21 protein-coding genes and 1 other annotated feature (1 of these 22 running past the window's edge) are annotated in these 23,110 nt (G+C 34.9%); of the genes, 14 read left to right on the forward strand and 7 right to left on the reverse strand.

Features of this window, described 5'->3' with window-relative positions; genetic code table 11:
* Positions 1-192 precede the first annotated feature (192 nt).
* The 4 genes from ABH957_RS25890 to lsrB are packed head-to-tail and all read left to right on the forward strand — an operon-like array spanning position 193 to position 4,686.
* A complete protein-coding gene (locus tag ABH957_RS25890; protein ID WP_404453385.1) occupies positions 193-1,686 on the forward strand; it encodes a sugar ABC transporter ATP-binding protein in 1,494 nt (497 codons plus the stop codon).
* Positions 1,683-2,651: an ABC transporter permease subunit gene (locus ABH957_RS25895; protein ID WP_404453388.1), complete on the forward strand. Its 969-nt coding sequence runs from the start codon at positions 1,683-1,685 to the stop codon at positions 2,649-2,651. Before ABH957_RS25890 ends, ABH957_RS25895 begins: the two co-directional genes overlap by 4 nt.
* Entirely contained in the window at positions 2,648-3,646 is a 999-nt protein-coding gene (locus ABH957_RS25900; RefSeq protein WP_002189993.1) for an ABC transporter permease, read from the forward strand. Before ABH957_RS25895 ends, ABH957_RS25900 begins: the two co-directional genes overlap by 4 nt.
* Positions 3,643-4,686 (forward strand): autoinducer 2 ABC transporter substrate-binding protein LsrB, encoded by a 1,044-nt coding sequence (gene lsrB, locus ABH957_RS25905; RefSeq protein WP_404453391.1) that lies wholly within the window; start codon positions 3,643-3,645, stop codon positions 4,684-4,686. The genes ABH957_RS25900 and lsrB overlap by 4 nt, the downstream gene beginning before the upstream one ends.
* A 63-nt stretch (positions 4,687-4,749) precedes the next feature.
* Here lsrB and ABH957_RS25910 read toward each other — a convergent pair whose 3' ends face one another.
* Positions 4,750-6,252: a malate:quinone oxidoreductase gene (locus ABH957_RS25910; protein ID WP_404512515.1), complete on the reverse strand. Its 1,503-nt coding sequence runs from the start codon at positions 6,250-6,252 to the stop codon at positions 4,750-4,752.
* 423 nt (positions 6,253-6,675) lie between these two features.
* On the opposite strand from ABH957_RS25910, the gene ABH957_RS25915 reads away from it, so the two are divergent.
* Both ABH957_RS25915 and ABH957_RS25920 read left to right on the forward strand, forming a co-directional pair.
* Positions 6,676-7,722 (forward strand): DUF2332 domain-containing protein, encoded by a 1,047-nt coding sequence (locus ABH957_RS25915; protein WP_404453397.1) that lies wholly within the window; start codon positions 6,676-6,678, stop codon positions 7,720-7,722.
* 223 nt (positions 7,723-7,945) lie between these two features.
* Positions 7,946-8,710: a VOC family protein gene (locus tag ABH957_RS25920; RefSeq protein WP_404453400.1), complete on the forward strand. Its 765-nt coding sequence runs from the start codon at positions 7,946-7,948 to the stop codon at positions 8,708-8,710.
* Positions 8,711-8,805: 95 nt separating this feature from the next.
* Here ABH957_RS25920 and ABH957_RS25925 read toward each other — a convergent pair whose 3' ends face one another.
* The 4 genes from ABH957_RS25925 to ABH957_RS25940 all read right to left on the reverse strand — a co-directional run bounded on the left by ABH957_RS25925 (position 8,806) and on the right by ABH957_RS25940 (position 12,336).
* Positions 8,806-9,642, reverse strand: a complete 837-nt coding sequence (locus ABH957_RS25925) for a COG4705 family protein (RefSeq protein WP_404453403.1) — start codon at positions 9,640-9,642, stop codon at positions 8,806-8,808.
* 216 nt (positions 9,643-9,858) lie between these two features.
* Positions 9,859-11,196 carry an FAD-binding oxidoreductase gene (locus ABH957_RS25930; RefSeq protein ID WP_404453406.1) on the reverse strand — a complete coding sequence of 446 codons (1,338 nt, stop codon included), beginning with the start codon at positions 11,194-11,196 and terminating at the stop codon, positions 9,859-9,861.
* Between the two features lie 221 nt (positions 11,197-11,417).
* Complete coding sequence (locus ABH957_RS25935; RefSeq protein WP_404453409.1) at positions 11,418-11,903, reverse strand: GNAT family N-acetyltransferase; 486 nt, start codon at positions 11,901-11,903, stop codon at positions 11,418-11,420.
* 52 nt (positions 11,904-11,955) lie between these two features.
* Entirely contained in the window at positions 11,956-12,336 is a 381-nt protein-coding gene (locus ABH957_RS25940) for a VOC family protein (protein WP_002142261.1), read from the reverse strand.
* A gap of 261 nt (positions 12,337-12,597) precedes the next feature.
* Here ABH957_RS25940 and ABH957_RS25945 point away from each other — a divergent pair, with 261 nt between their 5' ends.
* From ABH957_RS25945 to ABH957_RS25960, 4 genes are all read left to right on the forward strand, one after another.
* On the forward strand, positions 12,598-13,089 hold the full coding sequence (locus ABH957_RS25945) for a nitroreductase (RefSeq protein WP_404512517.1): 492 nt from the start codon (positions 12,598-12,600) through the stop codon (positions 13,087-13,089).
* 216 nt (positions 13,090-13,305) lie between these two features.
* Complete coding sequence (entB, locus tag ABH957_RS25950) at positions 13,306-14,688, forward strand: cell wall-binding protein EntB (protein WP_404512519.1); 1,383 nt, start codon at positions 13,306-13,308, stop codon at positions 14,686-14,688.
* A 468-nt stretch (positions 14,689-15,156) separates the two neighbouring features.
* Positions 15,157-15,579 carry an SMI1/KNR4 family protein gene (locus ABH957_RS25955; protein ID WP_404453416.1) on the forward strand — a complete coding sequence of 141 codons (423 nt, stop codon included), beginning with the start codon at positions 15,157-15,159 and terminating at the stop codon, positions 15,577-15,579.
* Between the two features lie 54 nt (positions 15,580-15,633).
* Positions 15,634-16,290, forward strand: coding sequence for a hypothetical protein (locus ABH957_RS25960; RefSeq protein WP_404453903.1), 657 nt, complete (start codon positions 15,634-15,636; stop codon positions 16,288-16,290).
* A 29-nt stretch (positions 16,291-16,319) separates the two neighbouring features.
* Here ABH957_RS25960 and ABH957_RS25965 read toward each other — a convergent pair whose 3' ends face one another.
* Positions 16,320-16,820: a kinase gene (locus ABH957_RS25965; protein WP_404453419.1), complete on the reverse strand. Its 501-nt coding sequence runs from the start codon at positions 16,818-16,820 to the stop codon at positions 16,320-16,322.
* A 399-nt stretch (positions 16,821-17,219) separates the two neighbouring features.
* Here ABH957_RS25965 and ABH957_RS25970 point away from each other — a divergent pair, with 399 nt between their 5' ends.
* Genes ABH957_RS25970 through ABH957_RS25980 form a run of 3 tightly spaced genes read left to right on the forward strand, consistent with a single transcriptional unit; the run spans position 17,220 to position 18,632 of the window.
* On the forward strand, positions 17,220-17,516 hold the full coding sequence (locus ABH957_RS25970; RefSeq protein WP_193653291.1) for a YfzA family protein: 297 nt from the start codon (positions 17,220-17,222) through the stop codon (positions 17,514-17,516).
* A gap of 9 nt (positions 17,517-17,525) precedes the next feature.
* Positions 17,526-18,065, forward strand: coding sequence for a GNAT family N-acetyltransferase (locus ABH957_RS25975; RefSeq protein ID WP_404453423.1), 540 nt, complete (start codon positions 17,526-17,528; stop codon positions 18,063-18,065).
* Between the two features lie 42 nt (positions 18,066-18,107).
* Entirely contained in the window at positions 18,108-18,632 is a 525-nt protein-coding gene (locus ABH957_RS25980; RefSeq protein ID WP_404453426.1) for a cysteine hydrolase family protein, read from the forward strand.
* Positions 18,633-18,836: 204 nt separating this feature from the next.
* On the opposite strand, the gene ABH957_RS25985 is transcribed toward ABH957_RS25980, so the two are convergent.
* The gene (locus tag ABH957_RS25985) at positions 18,837-19,274 is read right to left on the reverse strand and encodes a YndM family protein (RefSeq protein ID WP_002032800.1); all 438 of its coding nucleotides are present in this window, start codon (positions 19,272-19,274) and stop codon (positions 18,837-18,839) included.
* Positions 19,275-19,424: 150 nt separating this feature from the next.
* On the opposite strand from ABH957_RS25985, the gene ABH957_RS25990 reads away from it, so the two are divergent.
* Positions 19,425-22,937, forward strand: a complete 3,513-nt coding sequence (locus tag ABH957_RS25990) for a DUF4020 domain-containing protein (protein ID WP_404512521.1) — start codon at positions 19,425-19,427, stop codon at positions 22,935-22,937.
* 108 nt (positions 22,938-23,045) lie between these two features.
* Positions 23,046-23,110, forward strand: a binding site (T-box leader) (it continues 172 nt past the right edge of the window).

Genomic DNA, 23,110 nt, shown 5'->3' on the forward strand with positions numbered 1-23,110 from the left:
TTATTTTGTTTATTCCAGTTGAAGCGATAAAGTGAAACTTTAATCAGTGTAGGGTTTCATCCCCACACTGATAATTGGCCCAGTGAAAAAAGTGTTCTAGATATGAAAAAAGAAATATACAATGCTACAAAACAAGTAGAACAAAAAATTATTTTCTCAAAAAATGTTCTGCATAAAGGCAGGTGACAACATGTGGAGAGCGTGCCCTTATTACAAGTTACAAAGATGAGTAAATCATTTGCAGATCAACTCGTATTAAAAGAAGTCAATTTACAATTAGAGCGTGGAGATATATACGCTTTAGTTGGAGGAAATGGTGCCGGGAAATCAATGTTAACGAAAATACTAACGGGCTTGTATTCATACGATGCTGGCAAAATGTATGTGAAGGGGGAAATACAAAAGTTTTCAAACACAGCAGAAGCGCATCAACATGGTATTTACTTAATACCACAAGAACCGCTCATTTTTCCTCATATGACAATTGAAGAGAACATTCGTATCGGAATGAAAGCGAACAAGAAAGAACTGCGAAATAAAATTAATAAGTTGCTAGAAGAATTAGGGTGGAACATTCAACTTCATGATCTAGGGTTATCGTTATCCATTGCCCAGCAACAATTAGTAGAAATATTGAGAGGATTAATAAGGGAAGCTGAGATTCTTATTTTAGATGAGCCAACATCGACATTAACAACTCACGAAATTAAGAGTCTTTTTGTATTGATAAAAAGTTTAAGAGAAAAAGGAATTGGAATGATATATATTACGCATCGTTTTCCAGAAATCTTTGAAATTGCAAATAAAGTAGCGATTTTACGTGACGGAATGATTGTAAGTCAAGGTGATGTATCAAGGTATACATATGACATGCTAATGGAGGGGTTATTGCCGAAAGGTTATAGACTTGAGGAGAAGAAAGAAATTGCACATAAAGAAATAGAGCCTTCGGAAATAATATTAGATGTCACGAATGCGTCAAGCTATGCGTTTCAAAATGTATCATTTACTGTACACGCTGGAGAAGTTGTTGGGATTGCTGGGATCGTTGGATCAGGTAGGACTGAACTAGCTGAATCGTTATGTGGATTAAAGCCTTTGAAATCAGGTTCTGTTTTATTAGATAGGAAATCCATTACAAAGTATTCGGTACATAAGCGAATAAAGGAAGGTATGGTGTATGTACCGGAGGATCGAGCAGGGAGTGGTATTTTTTCAATTGCGTCTGTTAAGGAAAATATAACATCTGCATCTTTAAACAGTATGAGTAGCTTCTTTTTAAATAACAAAAAAGAAAGCGCTTTATCCGAATTGTATATAAAACAGTTTAGAATTGTTGTCCCTCATATGAATGAGAAAATGACGTCTTTATCAGGTGGGAACCAACAGAAGGTCGTGCTAGCGAAATATCTTGCATGTAATCCGAAAGTGATTATTCTTGATGAACCGACCCGTGGTATTGATGCGAAAGCAAGATTAGAAGTATACGAAACGATACAAAGTTTGAAGAGAAAGGGACTTGCGCTCATATTAATTTCTTCAGATATGGAAGAAATCGCTCAATTAGCGAATCGTGTTTATGTGATGAGAAACGGAGCATTCGTCTCTCATTTGGAGAAGAAGGAAATTTGTATTGATGAAGTTACACGCCTTGCGTACGGAGGAAATGGAGGTGTAACCGAGTGAACCGTTTATTTAAAATGCATGAGACGTCTATTATTATTTTATTACTTCTTTACATAGCCTTCGTTGGAGTGATGAATCCTAGTTTTGTTCAGTTTAGCTCTTTATCTTTAATTATGAAATCAAGCGTTATTTTAGTTATTTTGGCAATTGGTCAATCTTTCGTATTGTTTACGAAAAATATAGATGTATCAGTAGGATCTATTATGGGATTAAGCGCTGCGGTTTGCGGGATGTTGTTAACGGATGGTTACAATGCTTTCTTTTCAGTACTTGTGGCAATTATACTTGGCGCACTAATTGGCCTGGTAAACGGAATTGGCGTTACGAAATTTCGAGTGCCAGCTATCATTATGACATTAGGAATGCTCGGTATTATTAGAGGTGCAATGTTACTATTCACGGGCGGAAAGTGGATTGAAGATATTCCGAATGAGTATAAACAAATTTCTTCTATTATGATGTTAGGCATTCCGGTAACGGTATGGACCGTTCTTATCATATTACTACTACTATATTTCTTTTTAATGAAAGTACAAATTGGAAGATATTTTTATGCGGTCGGTGATAATGAAGATGGTGCAAGGCTTATTGGAATACATGTAGATAAAGTGAAAATATACGCGTTTATCATATCAGGCATAAGCGCTGGGCTCGCTGGATGTATATTCGTAATGAATATTGGATTCGTTCCAAATCAAACAGGTACAGGGATAGAATTGCAAGTTATCGCCGCTGCTGTTTTAGGTGGTATACATTTAAAAGGAGGAACAGGTTCTATATTTGGAGCGGCATTAGGTGCATTTTTTTTAGAAGTGATAAGCAGTTCACTCGTCTTTTTAAAAATACCTGCATTTTGGAATAGTGCTATTTCAGGATTTTTACTTTTACTCATCATCATATTAGATAGTGTCTTAAAAAAATGGAAGAAACTCCGGCAACTAGAAGAAAGAAGGGTGAATCTATGAGGGGAATACGTAGCTTGTATAGATGGGAAGGGGTTCTTCTCATATTGCTTCTCGTAGAACTCATTCTCTTTAGTTTCATAAATAGTGATTTCTTAAACATTAGTAACCTCCTTTTTAGTATGAACGATTTCCTCATTATTTCAATCGCGGCTATTCCGATGACATTTGTCATTGTAACTGGTGGAATTGATGTATCAGTAGGATCTATTATGGGGCTTACTTCGATTCTTATCGGAGCACTTTGGATGAATGGCATGCCTATACTGTTGGCCGTTATCATTGCGCTCGTAATAAGTTGCATAGCGGGCGGATTAAATGGACTTATTATAAAAATGACAGATGTAGAACCTCTTGTCGTTACACTTGGAACGATGTTTTTATATGCAGGAATCGCCCTTGTTATTTCAGGTGGTTCGGGTGCAGCGGGCTATGAAGGAATAAGTGGTTTACCAGATTCGTATGTGCAAATGGCAAATGGTAGTTTTATCGGTATACCTAATCTATTATGGCTCCTTGTCATTTTAACGATAGTATTTACGATATTGTTTCACCGTACAACATATGGTCGCTACGCAAAATTAACTGGCGCAAATGAAAGTACGGCGAGATATTCCGGCATTCGAACGAAGAAAGTAGTGATTATTGCTTACGTACTTTCTGGGTTAGGAGGTGGATTAGGAGGAGCTTTCTTAACAGCGTATTTCGGTTCAGCTCGTGCAGATATTGGAAGTGAAACGATTTTGCCAGTAATTACGGCAGTTGTATTAGGCGGCACACTTATTACAGGCGGAAAAGGGAGTATTATTGGGACAGTACTAGCGAGTATTTTTATAGGACTCATGCAGTACGGTTTGCAAATGACGGGCTTAACGAATGAACAATCTAATGTAGTAATAGGTATTATCCTTATTGTTTCTGTTATTATGAGACATTTCAAATTACAACGATTCACTACGGGGAAAAGAAGGAATTTGCATAAGGGGGAAATGTCATGAAGAGAAAACTGGGGATTGTTATTATTATGTGTATTTGTTTAATCGGTTTAATTGCTTGTTCTAGCCAAACAGCGGATAAGAAAAAAGCAGATGATGTGAAATTTGCATTCATTCCGAAATTAACAGGAGTTGGCTTCTTCACATCAGGCGGTGAAGGTGCAAAAGAGATGGGGGATAAGTTAGGTGTACAAGTGAAGTATGATGGACCGTCTGAGGCGAGCGTATCAGGGCAAGTAAAATATATAAACAATTTTATTAACCAAAACTATGATGCGATTATGGTTTCATCTACGTCAGTTGATGGTCTCTCGCAATCATTACAACGTGCAAAGAAAAAGGGGATGACTGTATTAACGTGGGATTCTGATGTAAATCCGAAAGACCGTTCATTTTATATTAGTCAAGGTACACCAGACCAACTTGCAAATTTATTAATTGAAATGACTTCTAAGCAAATTGGGGATAAAGGAAAAGTAGCATTCTTTTATTCTAGCCCAACAGTAACAGATCAAAACCAATGGGTAACGGAAGCAAAAGAAATTATTAAAAAGAAATATCCGAACTGGGAAATTGTAACGACGCAGTACGGTGAAAATAATGCACAAAAGTCTTTGTCAGTAGGGGAGAACATATTAAAAACGTATCCGGATATTAACGCAGTAATATGTCCAGATGCAACGGCACTTCCAGCAATGGCGCAAGCGGCTGAGAACTTAAAAATGGATAAGAAAGTAGTCGTAACGGGATTTTCGACACCGAACGTTATGCGTGATTATGTAAAACGAGGAACAGTACAACAATTTGGATTATGGGATGTAAAACAACAAGGTGCCCTCGCAACGTATGTTGCAAATGAAATTGTTGTAAAAGGGAAGAAGTTAAAAGTCGGGGATAGCTTTGAAGTAAAAGGAATCGGAAAAGTGAAAGTAGAGCCGAACTCTATTCAAGGGTATGACTATGAGGCAGACGGAAATGGTATTATCGTATTACCTGAACGAGTTGTATTTACGAAAGATAATATCGATAAGTATAATTTCTAGTAGAAAATAAAAACGTCCGAATATATCGGACGTTTTTATTATGTCGTTTTTTTAATCTATTCATTAATTGTGAACAGCTTCTTTTTCATTTAACCCAAGTGTGCGTCCTGTTGAAGCGTGAAGCTCTTGGAACAGTCTTGGATTTTCCGTAAGTGACACGCCGTAAGAAGGGACCATTTCTTTTATCTTTGGCTCCCATTCTAGTATACGTTCTGGGAAGCATTTTTCTAATACTTCAAGCATAACGTGAACCGCAGTAGAAGCACCTGGAGAAGCACCAAGTAACGCAGCGATTGATCCGTCATTTGCACTAACAACTTCTGTACCAAATTGAAGTGTTCCTTTACCACCTGCATCAGTATCTTTAATTACCTGCACACGTTGTCCAGCAACGACAGTATCCCAATCTTCACTTTTAGCGTTCGGAATAAACTCACGTAATTCCTCCATACGCTTTTCGTGTGATAACATAACTTGTTGGATTAAGTATTTTGTTAATCCCATTTCTTTTAAACCGGCTGCTAACATCGTTAAGACGTTATTCGGTTTTACAGAACCAATTAAATCAAGGTTTGAGCCAGTTTTTAAGAATTTAGGTGAGAAGCCTGCAAATGGTCCAAACAGTAAAGCTTTTTTGTTGTCTATATATCTTGTATCAAGGTGAGGTACAGACATTGGCGGAGCACCAACTTTAGCTTTTCCGTATACTTTTGCATGATGCTGCTCTACAGCTTTTGGGTTTTTACATACCATAAATAGTCCACTTACTGGGAATCCTCCAATATGTTTTGACTCAGGAATACCAGTCTTTTGAAGTAGAGGTAGACTACCGCCACCGCCGCCGATAAAGACGAATTTCGCAGTATGATGTTCGATTTTGCCACTATTCATATCGTGAACTTTTACTTCCCACAAACCATTCTTCGTGCGTTTAATATTTTCAACACTATGTTTGTAGTTTAGCTCAACATTTTTAGTTTTTAAGTAATCAAATAACATGCGCGTTAACGCACCGAAGTTAACATCTGTTCCAGAGTCAATTTTCGTTGCAGCCATTGGTTCATTAGAGTTACGGCCTTCCATAATGAGTGGAAGCCATTTTTTTAATGTGTCAGGAGCATCAGAAAATTCCATTCCTTGGAATAGAGCGTTTTTTGAAAGCGCTTCAAAACGGTTTTTTAGAAACTCTACATTTTTTTCCCCTTGCACCAAACTCATATGAGGTAGTGGCATAATAAAATCTTGTGGATTACGAATTAAGTTTTTCTTAACAAGATACGCCCAAAATTGTCTTGAGAGTTGAAATTGCTCATTTACTTTTACAGCTTTACCAATATCTATAGACCCGTCAGATTTTTCGGATGTATAGTTAAGCTCACATAGCGCAGAATGTCCTGTACCAGCATTATTCCATTCGTTAGAACTTTCTTCTCCGGCATTTGTGAGTTTTTCAAATACTTTAATTTCCCATTCAGGTGCCAATTCTTTAAGTAATGATCCTAACGTTGCGCTCATAATTCCAGCGCCAATTAAGATAACGTCTGTTTTTTGCTGCATGTTGCTCATGATAATCTCTCCATCCCCTATATTGGCAAAAAAGAGTAGGTGTTTTTATATCTAAGCCGTAAAAAGAAAACACCGCCTAGGCCCCACCTAGGTATTTACCTTTTTTGTCTCAATTATATAACCATCTCATACTCTATTATAATAATTAATAGACTAAAATATCTAGTGTTATCTGATAATTTTAAACTATTTAACGCTTTATTTTGTAGAATTCTTCTGCCATAAGGGTAAAAAGCATTGTAGTAAAGCGGAATTTGGAGAAGAATTCCAGTTTGATGTTATCTCAAAAAAACTTACTAATACTTTTATTTTTAAGTTTTAATCTTTGAGAATTTGTAAAAATCTGTTTTTATTACATCTTATTTGAAAAAAATAACAAATAGATGATAAGATTATTCTGAAAATAATTAAGGAGGGATACCAATGCTTACAAAAGAACAAGTCGCAAACTTATTTCGAAACTTTTCTGTGAATGAATGTAAAGGATCTAGTGACTTATACGAATATTTATCAATAAAAATTTCTGAAGATGAGGAAGTTCTTACGTTAGCTTCCTACGCACAACCTGGTCAACCAGTCCCAAACTTATTATTAGGTGCAGTCCATTATTTATTGTTAAAAGGAAAAGAGCACAGTTTAAAAAACTATTATCAAAGTTTAGTTGAAAATGCTGATACAAATTTTGAAAATGCCTTTCACCAATTTAAAGATTTTTGCCATGTATATCGTGAAGAAATAATTACTTTATTACAAACGAAACTCGTTCAAACGAATGAAGTAAGACGATGTGCCTATTTGTATCCAAGTTTCTGTTACATATTTAATAAAGTGAACAAACCGTTAGCGTTAATAGAAATTGGTACAAGTTCAGGATTACAACTATTTTGGGATCAATATAGTTATTCATATGGAATGGAAGAAGTGTATGGAAATACACAATCGAATGTTCATTTAACCTCTGAAATAAGAGGGGAGAATATGCCGAATCTGCTAAAACAAAGTCCACCTGTCGTAGAAAGAATCGGACTAGATTTACACGTGAACGATTTAAATGATGACGAAGACTATTTATGGTTACGAGCGCTTATTTGGCCAGAACATAAAGAAAGACTGGTACTATTCGATCAAGCAGCAGAACTTGTAAAAGAACAATCAGTGCAATTAATTGAAGGAGATGGTGTAGTGCTTCTACCATCCATTGTAGATCAAATAAGGGAAGATGCAGTGATTTGTATTTTCCATACACATGTAGCGAATCAAATACCAGAAGGTGTGAAACATACGCTAGAAAAACAAATTAAAGAAATTGGTGCAAAACGTGATGTATTCCACCTATATAACAACATGTGGGACCGGGACCTTCATATTGATTATTATATTAATGGAAACGAATATTGTGAAACGGTTGGGGAAACGGAAGGGCATGGAAAATGGTTTAGTTGGGGGCTTGGGAATGAGTCGTTTTGTTAAATGTGATTTATATAGCGGACATAAACAAAACCTCCACTGATTAGATTGCTATAAATGTATCTTGAAAAAAGAGGGATGAATAATATATAATAGTATATTTATATATAAATTTTAATATATACAAAAGGGCTTGTTCACAATATTGTCACGAAAAATAATAGGAAATCACTTTAGAAAGTAAGTATACTTTGAAATCTAATCCACTCAATAAAGGAGATTATGTATGAAAAAAAAAGAGCTGAATGAGTTGAAAAGAAATCGAACGATACCAATCTTTGATTGCCTGTTTGAAATAGACGAGCAACTAGAATTTTACACAGCACTAGGATTCGATATTACGTATTATCAAAAAGCACCATATCGTTTTGCATCTGTAAAAAATGAATTTACAGAACTTAGTTTTTTCGGAGATAAGAATTTTGATATAGAGCAAAAACATGTTGGATGCTACATTGTCGTTTCAAACATTGATGATGTATATAACATATTGAAAACGAACCTTAAAAAATATTATGGCAAAATTCCTATGAAGGGAGTACCTCGTATTTCTAGATTAAATACTACGGTAGAGGATCGAAGGTGTAATATTACTGATCCAAGTGGAAACACACTTATTATAGGAGAGCCGTTAGGCGATTCAACACTTTTAATAAGCGAGGAAAATAAACAGACAAAAGCTGCCTCTAAGTTTGAAAAAATATATAAATTGGCTTATAAATATGCCTATCCAAAAGAAGATTTCCTGGCAGCAAGCAACTTATTAGAATCTGTTTTTAATAAACAATGCGATTCAGTTTCTAATGAACTATATTTTAAAGCGAAAGTGGTTCAAATAGATGTTTTACTTGCACTAAATAGGCAAGAGAAAGCTATAAAAATCATTCGAGAGTTAGAATCAATCCAATTAACATTAAATGAAAAAAGAAATGTAGAAAATGAAACCCAACGCTTATTAGAAATAAAAGATGAGATACTACTGGTAGTTTAAAAGTAGTATCTCATCTTTTATTTTCTTTTGTTTGAAATTTGTACTAACGATTATGAAATCATGTCACCTATTTTAAGGTTCAGATAAAATATATATTAATGTACGCTCGGGTTCACGTCTTTTTTCGTCTTGGTCAAATAAATAACTAAGCTCAAGATTATTGCGAGGAAAATTAAGCTAGTTCCCACGGTACCGAGACCAAGACCACCGGAATTGTGAGGCTGTGATAAATAATCTCCAAAAGAGGCGCCGAAAGGACGAGTTAAAATATAAGCGATCCAAAAGGCCAACACTGCATTTAATTTGAAGCGGTAGTAAGCGATGGATACAGCCCCAATTAATGCGGCAAATATGAGCGCTGAAATCAAGTAACCTAAGTTGAGACTTTCTGCTACGAGATCACCAGCTGCAGTACCTAATGCGAAGGTGAATAGGATAGCCAACCAGTAGAATACTTCACGTTTTGTTGTGTAAATAGAGTGAATGGACAGTGTCTTCTCACTCACATACCAAGCAGCAAAAGTTGCCAGTAGCAAAAGAGTGAAAACGATGGTTGTAGTCTCTAAAGCGATCCCGAAGTTGTCCGTAAGATTGTCGGTGACCAGCGTGCCAACAACGCTAATTAGCAAAACAGTGAGCCAGTAAACCGAGGGAACATACTTCTTCAACCTGAACTGGAAGAACAGTGTTATAAACAAGAGAGCACTCATAACAAAGGTCGTTTTAGTCAAGCCGAAGTTCAAGTTTGTATTTAAGAAGTCCGCGCCTGTTTCGCCCACTGTAGTTGCCATGATTTTGATAATCCAGAAGAAAATCGTGACTTCTGGAACTTTGCTCAGCATCTGCCAACTTCGTGATGAAACAGAAGTGACTTCATCAGGAAGAGGGATACTATTTCTATTCTTATTTTGGTCCGTCTCATAATTTTTCATATATGATTCCTCCTTACTAGTTATTTATGTATAAACTGAGTGTAACTAATAAGAATGAGATTCAGATGAAATTAGGATGAAAAGAACATTAAAAAAAGATGAAAAAAAAATGAAATATATCCAGCATAGAAAAAGAACGATTCTTCCCATAATTTTTATGGAAAGAATCGTTCCTTTTTTGCTAGAAATATAAACTATAAATTTCAGTATCGACTATTAAAAGGGCGGAATACTTTGCGGGAAGTTGAAAATGTTTTTTGGGTCATATTTAGCCTTTACTTCCATTAACCGATCAAAGTTACAGCTGTAGTAAGCATCCGGCCAATCTTTAATGGAGAGGTCGGGTGTATTAACGTAAACGCCTTTTGTGTATGGTAACATTGCTAATCGAAAATCTTCGGTCCATCGAATGCTTGCGGCAGCACCTTCTTCTTGATCCCAAGTGGAGAATATTGACATGTTCGAAAGTGCTTTTCGGTAAAAATAAGCTGTAGCTTCGTTCGATATTTCAGCTACGGCTCCGCCTAATCCATGGGAAAATAGAGAGGTTGTTGCATGCTGCGGTGAATTGTTTATAAAGTGCTCGATGATCGTGAGTGCTTCTTCAGGCAATAGTGCATACAAATATGGACCTACACTTTTAAATGGTAAAGGCGCTATAGGTTGTGTTGCAGCAATTCGTGTTGCAGCTTCTACCCAAGGTATTTCATTTATAGTTACTGTTAATGGTAAACCAGTTTGTAATAATGGCTGTAGAAGTGCTTGCAATTGTTGGACTGAACCTAGGAATACTCCTTGCATCAATAACGATGGTTCTACCCCTGAAGACATGAAGAGGGTGCATGTAAATCGCTTATCAGCGCAAGGGAGGGTATATTCTTGCCATGACTTTAGTACAGGTTTTAAATCTTTTAAGCCCCAACTAATTTCTGCAAATCCCACTGTATTAATTTTATGTGTTCGAAACTTGAAGGAAGTACATATTCCAAAGTTACCACCACCTGCACCTCGATACGCCCAGTAGAGATCAGAATTATGATTAGCATTGGCTCGTATAATACAACCGTTGGCGTCAACCATCTCTAGCTCAATTAAATGATCAAAAGTTAATCCCCATGGACGGGAGAGTACACTATGTCCACCGCCTAATGTCACACCTGCAATACCAGGAGTAGGACAAACGCCGCTTGGCACAACTAACCCTTCAGCTGCGAGTGTTTCAGTTAAAGAAAGGTTTCTCCATCCAGTCCCGATTGTAACAGTCCCACCATTATGATCTATTTCTAATTGCTTTATTTCACTTACATCAATTACAATTCCAGCATTGTTAACGGATAACCCTTCGTAATTATGACGACCAGAGCGCATGCGCATAGGTACGTTATGCTGTCTCGACCAGAGAACTGCATTTACTACATCCTGTGTATTTTGAGCAAAGACAATGATTAATGGGAATTTGTTGAAAAATGTGTTGAATTCCTCTCGAGCGGAATTATATTCTGGATTTCCGGGAGTTACGATACGTCCTGTAAGTTCAATATTTTGATTACTCATTTAAGTCTTCTCCCCTTGTCACATAATAAAATATCTAAAATGTTATTCGTCAGGTGTAAAATCAAATAGAAAAATAGAACTGACTATACGTTATAAGTAGATGAATGAGTGAGTGAGGGGGATTATTCCTAGAATGGGATTTTCGGGCCTATCGGGGAATCGAGATAATAAATAAAAGGCAACACTACATGTATCTCAAATGCAGCATTGCCTTAATAAAGTTAAATATATATACTTAAAATTTCCCCAGGTAATCCATCAATCTCACAAACTACATCTGATGTAAAACCAACGTTTATTAATATTTTTCGAGAGGGGATATTATTTGGATCGATAATTGCCTTTAGTACGTTTACATCTGTCTGCTTCGCTATTTCAATTAATTCTCTTGCAATATAACTACCATATCTTTTTCCCCAGTGCTCTGGCAAAATCATATACCCAATTTCAGCTTCTTTTACGTTATCTTCATTCACTGTTACATGTCCAAGGCCGATAAATTCATTTGTTGCACTGTCATAAATTTTATAAGACCCAAACAGTTTATGCTTTTCATTGCGCCTTAACAATTTTTCATAGTCGTTTTGTGCCTCTTCTAGCGGAATAGCACGCTCTGTAATTTGTGCCATCACTCTTTCATTTGATACGAGCTGGAAATATGGACTAAAATCTGTTGCTTCAAATTTTTTGAAATGCAGTTTATGCATAGGGTTCCTCCAAACGAATTTTTATTTGTTCTTCAGAAAAGATAAACGATAGTTAAATAGTGATCTCTATTTGATTGCCTTCCGGATCACTAATTACACTTTCGTAATAGCCATCTCCAGTGAAACGTGGTCCATTTAATAAAGGAGAACCAGCTTCTTTTAACGTTTTTGTTAGTTCATTTACACGTTCTTCACTTCCAACTGAGAATGCCATATGTGCATAACCAGTAATATTAAGGTTAGGCTCATTCTCTATACCTTTTTTACGCATAAGTTCAAGCCTTGCTCCAGATTCGAACGTAATAAAATAAGATTCAAATTGCTTTGCTTCGTTATGATATAAAGAGTTTGCTTTACCATTAAAGTACTTTGTATAGAAAGTACGCATTAATTCTAAATCATTTACCCAAAGTGCTATATGTTCGATTTTCATTCGTTTCACCAATCCTATCTTTATGTAAATTTGAAAATATGTACTCTGTAATAATTAGCGAAATTCAACAACACTAATTAGATGTTCACTTTATTAAATTTGCATGCATATTGCAAGAAATAAGAATGGACGTTAGGAAAAAGCGGATTGTAATAAAAAAATTTTATTAATGGTATTAGATGATTTTTAAGTCATAACATGCATACAATGTCTAATTAAGTGAATTACGTACGTCAAAATTTCAAATAAGGAGGGACATTTGTGGGGCAATTTGAACAAATGGTGATTGTCAGTATTTCCATGTCTTTTATACTGTCTATTATGATGTTAGGGTCTATATATTATAATCCTCGCCTTTGGTTAAATGATTATCCGAAAGATATTCAAAAAGTAGTTTTGCCAAAATCGATAAATGAGAAAAAACAAACATTTTATTTCGGAATTATTTACAATATTATTCTCTTCGGAACGCCTTTAGTTTCTACATATATACTACATCACCATGGGGAATTATTGTATATTGGAGCCTATTTACATACTTTTGGGATTGTAATGATTTTCAATTTAGTAGATTTATTAATAATCGATTGGCTTATATTTTGCTGGATTACTCCAAGATTTGTTGTTATTCCTAGTACTGAGGGAATGAAAGGATATAAAGACAATAAGTTTCACTTAAGAGGTGCAATAGCTGGAACGCCATTTTTAGCAATTGTAAGTTTATTCTTGGCAGGAATTGCGACAACTATCTAGTGTGAAGTAGAAGGTCATGAAGAGTTTATAGAAGATAAATAGATTTATAATGTATAGAATTAGAAATGAAAATTTGATAATATTGGAGTAGGAAGTTTTAAAAACAGTATATTAAGTGGTATTAATATACTGTTACAAATGTTTTGATACTCTGTGGAATTCCCTAATTTAATGGAAGGATTTCATAGAATTCAAAAAAATGTAATGGAGGCTATTATGAAAAAAATAATTGGCGCAGCAACAGCAACGTTTTTTGGATTGGGGGCATTTACTACAACTGTTACCGCAGAAACGATCGTAACAGCAGATGTACTCAATGTACGTGAAAAACCGACTACAGAATCAAAAGTTGTCGAAAAAGTAAAAAATGGGCAAGAGTTAAAAGTCATAAATACCGAAGATGGGTGGTCAAAAATTGAGTTAAATGGTAAAGAAGTATTTGTAAGTTCGGAGTTTACAAAAGATATTTACCATGTAACAGCAAATTTGTTAAATGTACGTACTGAAGCAAACACAGAATCAGAAATTCTTGGCAGACTGAAACAAGATGATGTAATTGAATCAACACATCAAGTAAAAGATGGCTGGCTGCAATTTGAGTATAAAGGAAAAACAGCCTATGCAAATGTTTCTTTCCTATCAAGTACAGCACCAATTGAAAAGAAAGCTGAAGAGAAAACGAAGCGAGTAGCGAAAATACAAAAAGCAGTTAAAGCAAAGGAAGAAGTAAAAGCGCAGAAAGAAGCAAAAGTACAAGAAATAGCAAAAGCGAAAGAAACAACAAAAGAGCAGAAAGAAACGAAAGCAGAAGAAATAGTAAAGCCTAAAGAAGAAGCGAAAGTAACAGAGAGAGTAAAAGTTAAGGAAGAAATGAAAGCAGAAGAAATAGCAAAGACCAAGGAAGAAGCAAAAGTACAAGAAATAGAAAAAGTAAAAGAAGAAGCGAAAGCGCAAGAAATAGCAAGGGCTAAGGAAGAAGCAAAAGTACGAGAAATGGAAAAAGAAAAGGAAGAAGCAAGAGCGCAAGAAATAGCAAAAGCTAAGGAAGAAGCAAAAGTACGAGAAATGGAAAAAGAAAAGGAAGAAACAAAAGCACAAGAAATAGCAAAGGCTAAGGAAGAAGCAAAAGCACGAGAAATAGAAAAAGCAAAAGAAGAAGCAAAAGCAAAAGCGCAGGAAATAGCAAAGGCTAAGGAAGAAGCGCAAGCACGAGAAATAGAAAAAGCGAAAGAAGAAGCGAAAGCAAAAGAAGCAACAAAGACACAAGAAGTATCTAAAAATAACACACAGTCTGCTAAACGTGAATTAACGGTAGTAGCGACAGCATATACTGCTGATCCAAGTGAAAATGGTACATATGGTGGACGCGTTTTAACTGCGATGGGTCATGATTTAACGGCAAATCCTAATATGAGAATTATCGCAGTAGATCCGAAGGTAATTCCATTAGGATCTAAAGTATGGGTAGAAGGTTATGGAGAAGCTATTGCTGGTGATACTGGTAGTGCTATTAAAGGAAATCGTATTGATGTTTTAATGGGTTCAAAAAGTAAAGCTATGAACTGGGGAAGGCAAACTGTTAAAGTAAAAGTTTTATAATAATTATAGTTATCCAAATAGAAGTCAGTTCTCTAATATTGAGACTGGCTTTTGTTTTTGAGTTAGTGTAATTCATTGGAAAACTTTGTTGATCTGACATAGGATTTTTAAGGGATGTGTTGCTAAATCTGCACCAAAACTTAAATTAAACATGAAACTTGTATTATGTCTATAAAATACAAATATATTAAGAACGAGCTGAGTTTTAATTTTTATTTTTATTTAAGTGAGTTTGTGGTTTGGTGTGGAACTGAAATTTATCGGGAAATACAGAATACTAGTATGATGGCAATGAAGAGTTAACGTATAATGAAATATATAAGTAAAACCGATTAAATCATTTACATAGCATTTTTATATAACATAATTGTTGGAGTAATCAGGCTGAAAGTGATGAAGTTGCGGTTTATTGGCAATTATATTTTGAATTACAATATTGTAATTAAGTTTAAAGGACAGGTGTATTTCATGAAAAAAGTAAGAGGATATATTGAAACAAAGAAACAAGGAGTATTTGAATTACATATAAAAGAAACCGAAGAAAAGTTAGGTGCTATTTTTCCAGCACAATATAGGGATCTTTTTAAATTAGTTAATAACGCCGAAATAGGAGAATGGATACTATATCCTATTAAAGATAATAGAAATTTAATGAAAACTTGGGATGATATAGTTAGACAAAACGTTGAGTTGAGCGATGAGCATATGCCTGAAGATCTTATTATAATTGGTGACGATGGTTCAGGGGATAAATTGTGTTTTAAAATAAATAACGGAATAATGGATGATGAAATATATATTTGGTATCACGAAGATGCTGAAATTGAAGAAATAGCCCCAAATTTAAAAGGTTTTATTATGGAAACTATTCAGGAAGATGACGACTTGTAATGTTTATTTTCTTATAATAAAGTGGATCAGATTTAAATGAAGCGAGGATTAAAAATGACAATGGAATTATATGGCGAACATTGGGATGGAATAAAAGGGTATAGAGTAATGGAAGGGAAAGATTCATATAATCATTATTTCGGTGGTCAAGATTGTGAATTACCATTGTGTAAGTTATGCGGTGAGAAAATGCATCAAATTTTTTGTTTTGATTTGAAAGATGAGAAACTTGCTGAACTTAAAAATGCTGAATTGATTGTATTACCATTCATCTCTTGTTTGAATTGTGCGATGGTGTGGGAGCCGCAATATTTTCAATTAAGTAATGGGGGCAAAACGGTACAAATAATAAAACAAGACAATACGGAAGAGTGGATTATGGAAGCTGAGTATAAGCTACCGGTCAATCTTCCAAAAACTAATGTAAAGCTAACGAATATGAAAAATGAAGATAGTTACTGGGAAGCTTTTGACTTATTCGGTTCGGAATATATATGTAGATTGTTAGGAGCGCCTTTATATGGTGATGTTCCAGAAGATTTAGGATGTCCAACTTGTTCGAAAGAGATGAAATATGTTGCTACAATTACACAAGATCTTGAAGAACGGGAACTTATTTCAGTAGTTGATTTCCAGTTTGGGGAAATGAATATATATTATTATGTATGTAAAGATTGTTCCGTTATGAAAACTGAAATTCAAGGAACATAAAAGAATAAGACTGACATAAAAAGTCAGTCTTATTTTTGATGTGTCACATCATTAAGAATCGTATGAAAGATGTCTTTTTGTATGAAATCATCTGTAAAAATAGTTTCTTTATCAACTTCAATTGTATCGTGAGGGTTATACCATTTACTTAATAAATCCTCACCAAACTCATGCCGTTTTTCTCTTGTATTATGTCGTCTAATGGTTTCCTCTAGTGATAAATCGAAGTAATATGTATGTGCGTCGTCAAAATAATGTATTAATTCTTTTAACATATCTCCATATCTACCGCTGTTTAGAATACCTTCTAAAATAACAAATTCACATTTTCCTTTTCCATACTTCGTAATTTCAAATAGTAAATCATGAGATAAGTTACCCATTGTGTCGTGCACTTTTAACATGTCTCTACGCACGACATCTTGAGAGACTAGTAGTGTCCCTTGGCCAAAATGCTCTTGCAGTTCTTTTGCGATTGTTGTTTTGCCACTTGCGGAGTTTCCTCGAAGAATAATTAATGTTGATTTCAAAGTCTCATCTCCAAATTGTATTGATTTTTCAAATCGCTTTATGTGAGACAATCTCTTAGTTGGTTAAGTAATAGTTTAGGGGATTTGTTCTAGGTTGAACAGTTTAAATTTTATTTGTAAAGATACAGCGAATAGCGAATAGCGAATAGGTAAACTCATCGTAAGTTAAAAGATTGTAATCGGCAAATCATATTTTGCTATAAAACTTTTGTCCAGCTAGGGTTGTCAGGGCGAACTGTTAAACGAATTCGCTGACAACATATAAATTATAAAAGTAGAAGTAGTTTTCAATTGTAGTGTTTCGTGTATTATTTACAATTTTTTTACATTTTTTTACAAAATAAAGTGTATAATTAATGTGATGAAAAATAAAGGAAGGATGAAGCAGGTGGGAGATACATGAAAAAGGCACAGCCTATATGGAAGCGGACGTGGTTTCGCTATCTAGGAGCATTTTTAATTGTACAATTACTATTTATTACTTGCGAAGTTACTGCATGGGCACCAAACTTTAGACCTGGCGGAGAATTTTTTAATAGAATATTAAATTCTCAATTTTTCACAGAATGGTTCACACCATATCAAATTCCGCAATTTAATGTATTTACAGCATTTTTCACCATTACATTACTGCCATATGCATTAATAGGTGCAATTAAAGATTTAACAGCAAGAAAAAATATAAATGAACAATAGAGGTGTCACATGCTATTTCAAGAAGGGAATTTATCTGTTAGATATGTTAATGACAAAGATGCATCTATCATCTCTAAATGGTTAACAGATCCAGAAGTCCTGCAGTATTACGAAGGACGAGATAATCCGCAATCTGTAGAAAAGGTGCTTGATCATTTTATACATCATCCAAACGGTCATGAAAAAAGATGTTTAATAGAATTTGATGCCGTTCCAATCGGTTACATTCAAATGTATCCAGTTGATTCTGAATGGAAAGCGTTATATGGATATGGAGAATCGCAGAATGTATGGGGAATGGACCAATTTATCGGTGAACCGATTTTTTGGGGAAAAGGAATTGGAACAAAACTTGTTCAAGCAGCTATTACATACATTATGGAGAAATTGGGTGCGGAAGCAATCGCGATGGATCCTAGAGTAAATAATGAACGTGCGATAAGCTGTTATGAAAAGTGCGGATTTAAAAAGGTGAAGATATTAAAGAAACATGAACTGCATGAGGGGAAATTAGAAGATTGTTGGATGGTAGAATATAAACAATTATAATAAATATGCAGGGGCTTATAAAAATAAAGGGAGCTGTGTGAAATGAAAAAGGCATTACTAGTTATTGATGTGCAAGCGGGTATGTATACAGCAGGAATCCCAGTACATAATGGGGAAAAGTTTTTAGAAACGTTGCAAGAGCTCATTGGGGAATGTCGTTCAAATGGTATTCCGGTTATTTATGTACAACATAACGGGCCAAAAGGTCATCCGTTAGAAAAAGGTACAGATGGCTGGAAAGTGCATGCGGCGATTGCTCCGCGAGAAGGGGAGCTTGTCGTTGAAAAGACGACTCCAGACTCATTCCATAAGACAAACTTAAACGAAGTGTTACAAGGAAAAGGGATTGAGCATGTTATTATTTCAGGAATGCAAACAGAGTACTGTGTTGATACGACAACGCGAAGAGCGTTTAGTGAAGGGTATAAAGTAACATTAGTAAGTGATGCACATAGTACATTTGACACAGATGTATTACGCGCTGAAGATATTGTAAAACATCATAATGTTGTATTTGGATCATTTGCAGATGTTATTACGTTAAAAGATTTAAAAGTAAAAGCGTAATTACAGAAGTTGCTGTCTCTTAATGGGGCAGCTTTTTTATTTGAAGATAGCCTATCAAACGTTGTCGACAAATTGATATTTCTTGTCGAATCGTTGATATAATTTCATTCACCGTATTGATAGTACAAAAAACAAAAAGGAGCGCCACATCGTCAAAAATTCGACTGATGAGACAGCTACTTTTTTGCACCAGTAATTATGGCTTTATTTCTTCTTATCTTTATCCAACACATTCTGTTCTTCAGCAAACTCCGTGCCATATGCAAACCGGCGATTAATTCGAATGTTATCATTGCTGTGCCTTGTGTGGGAATTAGAAAAGCGATGGACGATTACTTCTGATAATGTAAAGACGATGGCAGAAAGGATACTGCCCCATGCAATTTGCATGTAGTTGTCTAATAAAATATTACCAAAAATCCAAACGCTTAAATACGTAAGTAAGAAATCCGTCATAATGGCAGCGGAATTGCCAATTCGATTTAAAATAATTTTATCAACAAACATATAAGAAACGATTGTGACGAAGAGACTAAAAGAAATGATTTGGACGAGCGTTGCTGGGAAAAATAGAGCTAGTCCGATACTAAAAGCGATGATGCATGATATAAATTTGATAAGTATTACAGTAATATCACTCAATATTTACACCTCCCATTTATACATAGTTTTACAATAAATTCAGGAGTTCATACATTGGAACGGTTTAATTTATATAAAACTTTATCATGCTGAAATTTTATCTAAATATTAAAAAAACAATTAAAAAATGTTATAGTGAAATGAGAGCGTATGACATTTTTAGGTAAGGGGGAATCCGGGATGTGGATAACTTCAGAAGTAGAAATTCCAGATGAGTTAATCGATCACCTTGAACAAGGTAAGTTAGTATTATTCGTTGGAGCAGGAGTTTCTATGAAGGGGAAATCAAACTTACCGAATTTCGATGATTTAGTTGATGAAATTTCGAAAGCTTTATATGTCGAAAGGCGTGAGATGACAGAACCCCACGATTATTATCTCGGTAAAATTGCGAAAACGAAAGATGTGCATCAAGTTGCAAGAGACCTCGTTAATATAGAAAAATCAAAACCAAATCCATTACACTATGCGATTCCAAAGCTGTTTCCGTTAGATACGGATGTTCGAATTGTAACGACAAACTTTGATCAACATTTTACGTCTGTAATTACAGAAATGAATAGAGAGCTGAATATTTATTATGCACCTGCTTTACCGACAGGGAGAGCGTTTAAAGGGTTGGCTTACATACATGGGAATGTAGAACAAGAGAAAGAAGCTTTAATTTTAACGGATGGTGATTTTGGAAGGGCTTACTTAACAGAAGGATGGGCGAGACGATTTTTAGTTGATTTATTCTCAAATTACACTGTTTTATTCGTTGGGTATAGTCATAATGATCCTGTAATGAAATATTTAGCAACAGGCTTACCACCGAGTACAAGGCGTTATGCTTTCGTCGCACAAGGTGATAATACATATCATTGGGAGCATTTAGGGATAAGACCGATTGTGTATCCGAATAAAGCAAATAATCATCAGGCGCTTGTGAAAGCGGTGAAGCGGTGGGCGGAATTAATGGGGGATAATTATATTACGAAAAGAATGCGTATTCGTGATATTGTAACCGTTCCTCCATCAGTAGAGCAGGAGCAATTATCCTATATAAAACAGTCAATAAAAAAAATTGAAACCGTTCGGTACTTCGTTGAATTTGCTCGTGATTATGAATGGGTGGAATGGCTTGAAGCAGAAGGGAAACTAAGAAATTTATTTCTGCTTACAGCAAATTATGATGAAGTAGATGAATTGCTTGCGGAATGGTTGGTGGAGCAATTTCTATTTAGTCATCAAAAAGAACTATTTCAATTGATTTTTAAAAATCATTCTAAAATATCCCCATTATGGTGGCGAACAATTTGTACTTACTTAAACGAAACGAAAGAAACGATGGACCCTTTGTTGTTTGCAAGATGGACATTGCTTTTATTAGAAACAGCAGAGAAAGATAGTAGCTCTATTGAAATGATCACATATTTATTGCAAAAATGTTCTTTCCCTGAGCATAAAGAAATTGGCTTGTTGCTATTAACGTTTATTTTAGACGGGAAACTTAAATTGAAGCGTGTAAGAAGATGGGGAAATGATACGCAAGAGTCGATTGAACTCGAGGAATCGAGTCGTATACCGATGCCTATTTTTTCTCATGTGGAGCGAATTTGGAAAGAGAAAATGAGACCACATATCGCTTACTACGCAAATCCGATTATGGTTACGGGGTTAGAAAAGATACAACTATTGTCATTAAGACAAAATGCACTGAAAAGAAGAGATAGAGAAATTTCAGAGCAGGAGTTACAGCAAAATGATTTTACATTTTTAATTCAAATTGTAAAAGAGTGTCTTACATATTTATGTGAAAACAATGAGAAAAAAGCAAATCATTATATTACAGAAATGATAGAAACTGCTAGTGTACTTCAAAAGCGAATTGCAATTGAAGCAATGATTAATAATGTATTCGTTACAGCGGATGACAAACTGAAGTGGTTGTTACATGTGGATGTTCTGTTAGATTTCACATGTAAACATGAAGTGTTTCAACTTTTAAAGAATTATTACGCAGATGCTTTAGAGGAAACGAAAGAAGAAGTAATTCAACATGTATTAGAGTATCTTGCAGAAGAGCGGGCGTTTGATGCTTGTCTTGTATTAGACTTACTATTCACGTGTGATTCGAATAGTAAGTGTACGGCGGAAGGATACGAGCTAATGAAACAGAAACACCCCCATTTTTCTTCAGATCTATACAGTGTTCCAAAGAAAGAGGCAAATGAACAACGTATTACATGCAATGTAACAGCTGATGGATTACTGCAGCTGAAAGACGATGAAATAATGGAGCAAGTTCGGCAATTTTCAAGAGATGGTGTTTTTGAGCAACGCCATTTTTTAGAGATGTTATCAAAAGCGTGTAAATTGAATGTAGAGTGGAGTATTTCGTTTGCTTATCAACTAGTAGGCGTGCACGAAATTAGTAATGAAGTATGGTTTGTATGTATTAGAGAGTGGCGAAATAACCGGAATTTGGCGAATGAACAAATTCAAAAAATCATTCCGTTATTGCAGAAATTTATTAGAAATACTGCTTTTCATTGGTTAATTAGTAGTTTTCTATATGAAATTAGTAATCGATTAGAAGAGCTAGATGAAAATAGTATAAGGATTGTAAAACGCTTTGCTTTTTCTGTACTTCCACAAGTTATGAGAGGGGAATCGGATTTTAAGATTGGAAAACAAGAGTTTTACAATGAATCTATTCAGCATCCTGTTGGGAAGATGACTGCTGTATTACTAAAACTGCTAGCATATGATCATTTATACGATCGCAACGTGTATGAATATTTATTTTTATTTGAGGAGCAGGTAAGGGTTACTTCGGAAAGAACGAATTTCATGTTTGCGCGTTTAACAGCAGATATTACGTTTTTATACCATATTGAGAAGCAATGGTGTCGGAAAAATGTATTACCTTACTTAGATTTAAAGAAAGAAAGTGAGCTTACGAAATATGCGTGGGCGGGATTATGTTATACGCAAATTAATCTACCTTTGTTTACAGAAATAAGACGATATATTAAGTATGCAGTAGAACATTTAGATGCACTACATCCATATACGAGAGAAGCATTTTTAAAATGGCTTAGCTTTGTATTTATTAAATGCGTATTATATTGGGAGCAAAAAACAGATTGGTTATATCCACTTTTGATGCAAGAAAACGAAGAGAATAAAATTAAATTTATGCAGTATTTATGCTACTACGTAAAAACGTTAAGTGGTAAGGAACAACAAAAATTTTGGACAGCGTGGCTTAGTGTGTTTTTAAGAGAACGTCCGAAAATGGGCGTAATAACAACGAGAGAATATATGATGCTTTTACGTATTGTTTTATGCATGGATGAGGTTTTAGAAAAAGGATTAAATATTATTTCGAGTAAATTTCAAGGTGTGGAAGGACAATCTAATCAAGAAGAAATGAAACAGTTGTTTATAGAGATACTTGAAAAGAAAGAGCGTATGAAAGCGTATAAAGAATTGTATGCAAATGTGTTTTTCACTTTACTTCAGACGTGTCAAGAAGCCGATTTACTTGAAAGTGAGATCATACAAATAAAAGAACTATTAACCAGGTATGAAGTAGAAAGACATGTATTAAATTTAATAGAAAATGAAATAATTCGCATCGGAATCGTAACGGAGAATTTACAAGAGGAATCATAGGGCGGAAGTGGAATTTTTAAAAAATATATAAAAAGTTATTGACAGTGTTTTGAAAAGCGTTCTATAATACGAATCATACTTATTCAATTTCAAAAACATTTGAATAAACAAAGTGCAATGAAGAGATCACAGTAGTGGTTAGTCTTACTGTAACAGAGAGCTGGTGGTTGGTG

It is taken from the genome of Bacillus sp. RC242 (assembly GCF_044908245.1).
GTDB classification, from domain to species: Bacteria; Bacillota; Bacilli; order Bacillales; family Bacillaceae_G; genus Bacillus_A; species Bacillus_A mycoides.

Coding starts and splice junctions, on each gene's coding strand:
- ABH957_RS25960 (WP_404453903.1), top strand. CDS start 15,634: ATGACAATGGAATTATATGGCGAACATTGGGATGGAATAAAAGGGTAT.
- lsrB (WP_404453391.1), top strand. CDS start 3,643: ATGAAGAGAAAACTGGGGATTGTTATTATTATGTGTATTTGTTTAATC.
- ABH957_RS25930 (WP_404453406.1), bottom strand. CDS start 11,196: ATGAGTAATCAAAATATTGAACTTACAGGACGTATCGTAACTCCCGGA.
- ABH957_RS25920 (WP_404453400.1), top strand. CDS start 7,946: ATGAAAAAAAAAGAGCTGAATGAGTTGAAAAGAAATCGAACGATACCA.
- ABH957_RS25900 (WP_002189993.1), top strand. CDS start 2,648: ATGAGGGGAATACGTAGCTTGTATAGATGGGAAGGGGTTCTTCTCATA.
- ABH957_RS25980 (WP_404453426.1), top strand. CDS start 18,108: ATGAAAAAGGCATTACTAGTTATTGATGTGCAAGCGGGTATGTATACA.
- ABH957_RS25990 (WP_404512521.1), top strand. CDS start 19,425: ATGACATTTTTAGGTAAGGGGGAATCCGGGATGTGGATAACTTCAGAA.
- ABH957_RS25970 (WP_193653291.1), top strand. CDS start 17,220: ATGAAAAAGGCACAGCCTATATGGAAGCGGACGTGGTTTCGCTATCTA.
- ABH957_RS25935 (WP_404453409.1), bottom strand. CDS start 11,903: ATGCATAAACTGCATTTCAAAAAATTTGAAGCAACAGATTTTAGTCCA.
- ABH957_RS25940 (WP_002142261.1), bottom strand. CDS start 12,336: ATGAAAATCGAACATATAGCACTTTGGGTAAATGATTTAGAATTAATG.
- ABH957_RS25955 (WP_404453416.1), top strand. CDS start 15,157: ATGAAAAAAGTAAGAGGATATATTGAAACAAAGAAACAAGGAGTATTT.
- ABH957_RS25915 (WP_404453397.1), top strand. CDS start 6,676: ATGCTTACAAAAGAACAAGTCGCAAACTTATTTCGAAACTTTTCTGTG.
- ABH957_RS25910 (WP_404512515.1), bottom strand. CDS start 6,252: ATGAGCAACATGCAGCAAAAAACAGACGTTATCTTAATTGGCGCTGGA.
- ABH957_RS25925 (WP_404453403.1), bottom strand. CDS start 9,642: ATGAAAAATTATGAGACGGACCAAAATAAGAATAGAAATAGTATCCCT.
- entB (WP_404512519.1), top strand. CDS start 13,306: ATGAAAAAAATAATTGGCGCAGCAACAGCAACGTTTTTTGGATTGGGG.
- ABH957_RS25975 (WP_404453423.1), top strand. CDS start 17,526: ATGCTATTTCAAGAAGGGAATTTATCTGTTAGATATGTTAATGACAAA.